The following is a 6,491-nucleotide window of genomic DNA, read 5'->3' on the forward strand; positions in this document are numbered from 1 at the left end:
AGTGCTGCGATGACCACCCATACGACCCGCATGTTGATCCTGGGGTCCGGCCCCGCCGGCCTGTCCGCCGCCATTTACGGTGCGCGGGCGGGCATGGAGCCGATCGTCGTTCAGGGCATCCAGCCGGGCGGCCAGTTGATGACGACCACCGATGTCGAAAACTATCCGGGCTTTCGCGAAGTCGTGCAGGGCCCGTGGCTGATGGGCGAGATGCAGGCGCAGGCCGAGCATGTCGGCACGCGCATGATGTATGACACCATCGTCGAGGTCGACGTCAGCCAGCGCCCCTTCCGCCTGATCGGCGACGGCGGTGATGTGTATGAAGGCGAAGTGCTGGTGATCGCCACCGGCGCACAGGCCAAATGGCTGGGGCTGGACAGCGAGGAATTGCTGAAGGGCAAGGGCGTCAGCGCCTGCGCCACCTGTGACGGCTTTTTCTATCGCGGCAAGAAGGTGGCGGTGATCGGCGGTGGCAACACCGCGGTCGAGGAAGCATTGTATCTGACCAATCACAGCCATGACGTGACCCTGATCCACCGCCGCGACACGCTGCGCGCGGAAAAGATTTTGCAGGCGCGGCTGTTCGCGAACGAGCGCATCTCGACGCTGTGGAACAAGGAAGTCGTCCGCTTCATCGACGGCGGCGGCACGGCGGGTCTGGTCGGCATCGAACTGCGCGATACGGTGACAGGGGAAGTCTCGACCCTGGATGTCGATGGCGGTTTCGTCGCGATCGGCCATCATCCCGCGACCGAGCTGTTCCGCGGCCATGTGGCGCTGGACGACGACGGTTATATTGCGGTCGAAACGGGTTCGACGCGCACGTCGGTTCCCGGCGTGTTCGCGTGCGGCGACGTGATGGACAAGGTGTATCGACAGGCGGTGACGGCGGCGGGCACGGGATGTATGGCGGCACTGGATGCCGAGCGCTTTCTGGCGGAAGCCGAGTTTGCGGAGGAAGAGGCTCAGGCCGCGGCCTGAGCCTTTCCCGGCCGGTCAGCGTCGCGGGGCGGCGCGACCGGCAAAGCTGACGATGCTTTCGGCGCCGTTTTCGCTGAGTGCCGAGACGCCGAAAAAGTGATCGTCGACGATCACGTCCTTGAGTAGCAATTCGGTGGCATCGGCGGGCAGGTCGCGCTGGTCGGTCCAGTCCTGCTTGTCGTTGCGACGCCAGTGGACGCGGTATCCGCTGGCCCCCGTCACCGGCGACCAGCGCACGGTCGAATCGGCACTGACCGCCCCGTCGACGCTGACATCGCCGGGGGCGGACGGCGCATCGGCCAGCCGCCGCGCGACGGCGACGTTGATCGCCGTCACCCGGGCTGCATAGTCGAAGTCCATCTTGTCGATGGTGTCGCCATATTCGCGGCCGTTTTCGGTCCGCAGATTCTGGTGCTGCTGGTCGTAATTCTCCGCCGCGACGGTAAAGCGGACAGCGGGATAGCCCAGGCGCAGGAATGCTTCATGATCGCCGCCGCGCCCGAACCGGTCGGGACGGCGCACGGCGAACACTTCGAGCGCGCCGGGCATCGCCTGGGCCGTGCCGCGAATCGCCTTGGCCAGCGCGCGGCTGGGACCGTCATCCTCGCCGCCATTGCCGCGGCGGCGAATCTGTTCCTCGATCGTCTCCGAAATGCGGATGCCCTCGGAAAAGACGCGCACGCGGTCGGCGACGCGCTGGCCGTTCTGGCCGACGGTATTGCCGACCATGTCGTTGTTCAGCGCGGCATCGACGGTCCAGCCGCGCGCCCTGGCGGTTTCGGCCAGCAGCGTCGCCCCCCACAGGCCCTGTTCTTCGCCCGACAGCGCGGCATAGATGATCGTGGCCTTGTGCTTGGTCCTGGACAGGATGCGCGCGGTCTCGATCACCAGCGCGACGCCCGATGCGTCGTCATTGGCGCCTGGCGCGTCGCCCGATGCATCCATCACGTCCGAATTACGGCTGTCCAGATGCCCCATCAAGATGACGACGCGGCCCGGTTCGGTGCCGGGCTGCACGCCCAGCACGTCGACAATCTCAACCCCGTCCGGCGCGCGCGGGCCGGTGAAGGTGCGCGCCAGCCGCTCGGTCGTCACGCAACCGCCGCACGATTTGCCGATTCGCCTGAACTCCGCCTCGACCCAGTTGCGCGCGGCGCCGATGCCGCGCTTTGGATCGGTGGTGGTCGATGCCGAATGGCGCGTGCCGAAACCCGCCATGGCGGCGACATCGGCGCGCAGCCGCTCGGGTGAGGGCGCGTCCTGCGCCGCGGCGGGGCTGGCGATCAGGGCGATGAGGGGGAGGGTAAAGCGCATGGCCGTGTTTAGGCGCCATCCGCCCCCCGGCTGTCAACGCCGCCGGTTCAACTCAGCCGGTCGATGCCTTCCCGGTCCAGGCTGCCGGGAATAATCATGACCGGCACCGGCAGCGTGCCCGCATCAGGCCCCGCGAAATGGCTGACCAGCGGACCCGGCGGGCCACTGGCGGCGGCCCCCAGCACCAGTGCGGCAATGTCGGGATTGGCGGCGATCATCTCGCGCACGATTTTCGGCCCTTCGCCCTGATGCACGGTGATCGAGGGCTTGATGCCCGATTCGGACAGCAAAGTGCCCGCTGCCCCCGCGACCAGCGCTTCGGCGCGAAGGCGGGCTTCTTCCTCCATCGTCGCCATCACCCCGCCCCACTGGACGAACTCGGTCGAGGGCACGAGCGCCAGGATTTCGATCGATCCGCCCGTCTTGACCGCGCGCCGCGCCGCGAAACGCATCGCGATCTCCGCCTCAGGGCTTTCGTCGATCACCACCAGATAGGTCCGCATCGCGCTTCATCCTTCCCCTTTTCGCACTGACGTGGACGCAGCCGCGGCCAAGCGCAAGAGACGGGCGCTTCGTGCGGGCAAGATACGTATGCGCGCGCCGCGCCCCTTGACCCGGAGCGAAGGGATGGCGAAGAGGCACTAACCCCAGGAAAGGCAGGAATCTCCCTTCATGTCGATCGAACTGAAGATGCCCGCGCTGTCGCCGACGATGGAGGAAGGCACGCTCGCCAAATGGCTCGTCAAGGAAGGCGATACCGTCAAATCCGGCGACATCATGGCCGAGATTGAAACCGACAAGGCGACGATGGAATTCGAAGCCGTGGATGAAGGCACGATCGCCAGGATCCTCGTCAGCGAAGGATCGGACGGCGTGAAGGTCGGCACCGTCATCGCCATTCTTGCCGAAGAGGGCGAGGATGCCGGCAGCGTCGAAGCGCCCAAGGCGGATGCCCCCAAGGCCGAGAGCAAAGGCGCCGACGAAGCGCGCAAGCAGGAAGTGCAGGAAGAAAAGGCCACCGGCTCGACCGAACCCGCCAAAGCCGCGCCTGCTTCCGCCAAAAGTGACGACGGCGGTCGCGTAAAGGCCAGTCCGCTGGCTCGCCGCCTTGCCGCCGAAAAGGGTGTCGAACTGTCGGGTGTCAGCGGCAGCGGACCCAATGGCCGGATCGTCAAGGCCGATATCGACAGCGCCAAGCCCGGCGCGGCCAAGGCCGATGCGCCCGCGGCGAAGACCGAAACCGCCGCGCCGGCGCCCGTCGCGGCACCGTCGGCCGAGACCAAGGCGGTCTGGTATGACGAGAGCATTCCACACGAAGTGTCGAAGCTGTCGAACATCCGCAAGACGATCGCACGCCGCCTGACCGAAGCGAAGCAGACGATCCCGCACATCTATCTGACGGTCGACATTCGCCTCGACGCGCTGCTCAAGCTGCGTGGCGAATTGAACAAGGGGCTGGAAAGCCGGGGCGTGAAGCTGTCGGTTAACGACATGCTCATCAAGGCGCTGGGCGTCGCGCTGGAGGCGACGCCCAAGTGCAACGTCACCTTCCTCGGCAACGACCTCGTCAGCTACCACCGCGCCGACGTGTCGGTCGCGGTCTCGACGCCCACCGGCCTCATCACCCCGATCGTCCGCGATGCCGCCAACAAGGCGCTGTCGAGAATCTCGACCGAGATGAAGGAATTGGGCGCGCTGGCCAAGGACAACAAGCTGAAGCCCGAACAATATCAGGGCGGCACCGCTTCGCTGTCCAACATGGGCATGTTCGGCATCAAGCAGTTCGACGCTGTCATCAATCCGCCGCAGGGCATGATCCTTGCGGTGGGCGCGGGTGAGAAGCGTCCCTACATCGTCGACGACGCGCTGGGCGTGGCGACGGTCATGTCGGCGACCGGCAGCTTCGACCACCGCGCGATCGACGGGGCGGACGGCGCGCAATTGATGAAGCTGTTCAAGGAACTGGTCGAAAACCCGATGGGCATGATCGCGTGACATGCGCGGGCAGCGACTGATCCTCGAGATATTCTATACGGTAGCGGGACTGGCGGGCGCATGGCTCATCGGCGCCGCTGCCGCATGGGCCTATCCGGTCGGTCGCGCCAATGTCTGGCTCGTCACCTGGGTGTCGATGGGCATCATCGTGCTGATGGGCATCCCGCCGATGCTGCGCGCCGCGCGCGGAGGGCTGCATGACTGAACCAACCCCGGAAGTGCCGCCCGCCGGCCATCCGGCGCTGCGCGTGACGACGATGCCCGCCGACGCCAATCCCTATGGCGACATTTTCGGCGGCTGGCTGATGAGCCAGATGGACATGGCCGCCGGGCTGGTCGCCGCACGCCATTCCAAGGGGCGGGCCGTGACCATCGCGGTCGACGCGATGGAGTTTCTGGCGCCCGTCGCGGTCGGTGACGAAGTGTCGGTCTATGCCGATCTGGTCCGCACGGGCCGCACCTCGATGACGATCGAGGTCGAGGCGTGGCGGCGCGGTCGCCATGTCGAACAAAGCTGTCGCGTCACCAAGGCGCGTTTCGTGTTCGTCGCGATCGACGAGGCGCGCCGGCCGCGCCCGATCGCCGGCGTCGATTGATCCCATTTTTCCCTCGGGAGATTGTTTGTGGCTGATACCTATGACCTGATCGTGCTCGGCTCCGGCCCTGGCGGCTATGTCGCGGCGATCCGCGCGGCGCAGCTGGGGCTGAAGACCGCGATCGTCGAGCGCGAAAATCTGGGCGGCATCTGCCTCAACTGGGGCTGCATCCCGACCAAGGCGCTGCTGCGATCGGCCGAGATTTTCCACTATATGCAGCACGCCAAGGACTACGGCCTGGCAGCGCAGGGCATCAGCGCCGATCTGGAAGCGGTCGTCAAACGCTCACGCGGGGTCGCCAAGCAGCTCAATCAGGGCGTCACGCACCTGATGAAGAAGAACAAGATCGCCGTTCACATGGGCGAGGGCAAGCTGAGCGGGAAAGGCAAGCTGTCGGTCAAGGACAAGGACGGCAAGACCACCGAATTGTCGGCCAGGCACATCATCCTGGCGACGGGCGCGCGCGCCCGCGACCTGCCCGGCACACCCGCGGACGGCAAGCGCATCTGGACCTATCGCCACGCCATGACGCCGCCGGAAATGCCGAAAAGGTTGCTGGTCATCGGATCGGGCGCGATCGGGATCGAATTCGCCAGCTTCTACAACGACATGGGCGCCGATGTGACCGTTGTTGAGATGATGGACCGCATCGTGCCGGTCGAGGATGCCGACGTTTCAGCTTTCCTGGAGAAGTCGCTGGTCAAGCAGGGCATGAAGATCATGACCAAGGCGGGCATCAGCGACGTGAAGCCCGGCGCGGACGGCGTGTCGGTCAAGCTGAAGGACAAGGCGGGCAAGGAATCGACCGAGACGTTCAGCCACGTCATCGTCGCAATCGGCATCGTGCCCAATACCGAAAACCTCGGTCTCGACACACTCAAGGTCGAGACCAACGAGCGCGGCTTCCTGAAAACCGATCCGATGTGCCGCACCAATGTCGACGGGCTGTGGGCGATCGGCGACATCACCGCGCCGCCGTGGCTGGCGCACAAGGCGAGCCATGAGGGCGTGATCGCGGCCGAGGCGATCGCGCAGGCGCTGGGCAACAAGGACGTGCACCCGCACGCCATGGACGTCCGCAATATTCCCGGCTGCACCTATTGCCATCCGCAGGTCGCCAGCGTCGGCCTGACCGAAGCGAAGGCCAAGGAAGAAGGGTATGAGGTCAAGGCCGGCACCTTCCCCTTTATCGGCAACGGCAAGGCGATTGCGTTGGGCGAGGCGGAAGGCTTTATCAAGACGGTGTTCGACGCCAGGACCGGCGAGCTGCTGGGCGCGCACATGGTGGGCGCCGAAGTGACCGAATTGATCCAGGGCTATACCGTCGGCAAGCAGCTTGAGACGACCGAGGCGGAATTGATGCAGACGGTTTTCCCGCACCCGACGCTCAGCGAAATGATGCACGAAAGCGTGCTGGCGGCTTACGGGCGCGCCATCCACATCTGATCCCGTCGCGCGGCCGGTTCGTTCCGGTCGCGCGAATCGGGCTGACAATCGCAAAATCGTGCGTCAATCTGCGCGCATGTCCAATCGTCTTCGCGTTCGTGCGACTGGTGCGGTCGCTATTGTCGCTATGCTGTCCGCCTGTGGTGGGGGCGGCAGCGG

At 65.6% G+C, this 6,491-nt stretch carries 7 protein-coding genes; 5 read left to right on the forward strand and 2 right to left on the reverse strand.

Going from position 1 to position 6,491, the window contains the following annotated elements; translation table 11 throughout:
- The first annotated feature begins 9 nt into the window (after positions 1-9).
- Positions 10-981, forward strand: a complete 972-nt coding sequence (gene trxB, locus VL973_RS05665) for a thioredoxin-disulfide reductase (protein WP_325283063.1) — start codon at positions 10-12, stop codon at positions 979-981.
- Positions 982-996: 15 nt separating this feature from the next.
- Here the strand turns inward: trxB and VL973_RS05670 are convergent, their stop codons facing one another.
- The gene (locus VL973_RS05670) at positions 997-2,295 is read right to left on the reverse strand and encodes a M28 family metallopeptidase (RefSeq protein WP_325283055.1); all 1,299 of its coding nucleotides are present in this window, start codon (positions 2,293-2,295) and stop codon (positions 997-999) included.
- Between the two features lie 47 nt (positions 2,296-2,342).
- Complete coding sequence (locus VL973_RS05675; RefSeq protein ID WP_325283056.1) at positions 2,343-2,798, reverse strand: universal stress protein; 456 nt, start codon at positions 2,796-2,798, stop codon at positions 2,343-2,345.
- Positions 2,799-2,967: 169 nt separating this feature from the next.
- On the opposite strand from VL973_RS05675, the gene VL973_RS05680 reads away from it, so the two are divergent.
- The 4 genes from VL973_RS05680 to lpdA are packed head-to-tail and all read left to right on the forward strand — an operon-like array spanning position 2,968 to position 6,332.
- Positions 2,968-4,290: a pyruvate dehydrogenase complex dihydrolipoamide acetyltransferase gene (locus VL973_RS05680; RefSeq protein ID WP_325283057.1), complete on the forward strand. Its 1,323-nt coding sequence runs from the start codon at positions 2,968-2,970 to the stop codon at positions 4,288-4,290.
- A 1-nt stretch (position 4,291) separates the two neighbouring features.
- Positions 4,292-4,495, forward strand: a complete 204-nt coding sequence (locus VL973_RS05685) for a hypothetical protein (RefSeq protein ID WP_325283058.1) — start codon at positions 4,292-4,294, stop codon at positions 4,493-4,495.
- Positions 4,488-4,886: an acyl-CoA thioesterase gene (locus VL973_RS05690; protein ID WP_325283059.1), complete on the forward strand. Its 399-nt coding sequence runs from the start codon at positions 4,488-4,490 to the stop codon at positions 4,884-4,886. Before VL973_RS05685 ends, VL973_RS05690 begins: the two co-directional genes overlap by 8 nt.
- A gap of 27 nt (positions 4,887-4,913) precedes the next feature.
- Positions 4,914-6,332 (forward strand): dihydrolipoyl dehydrogenase, encoded by a 1,419-nt coding sequence (gene lpdA, locus VL973_RS05695; RefSeq protein ID WP_325283060.1) that lies wholly within the window; start codon positions 4,914-4,916, stop codon positions 6,330-6,332.
- Positions 6,333-6,491: the final 159 nt, after the last annotated feature.

This window comes from Sphingomonas sp. (assembly GCF_035490575.1).
In the GTDB taxonomy this organism is placed as follows: domain Bacteria; phylum Pseudomonadota; class Alphaproteobacteria; order Sphingomonadales; family Sphingomonadaceae; genus Sphingomonas.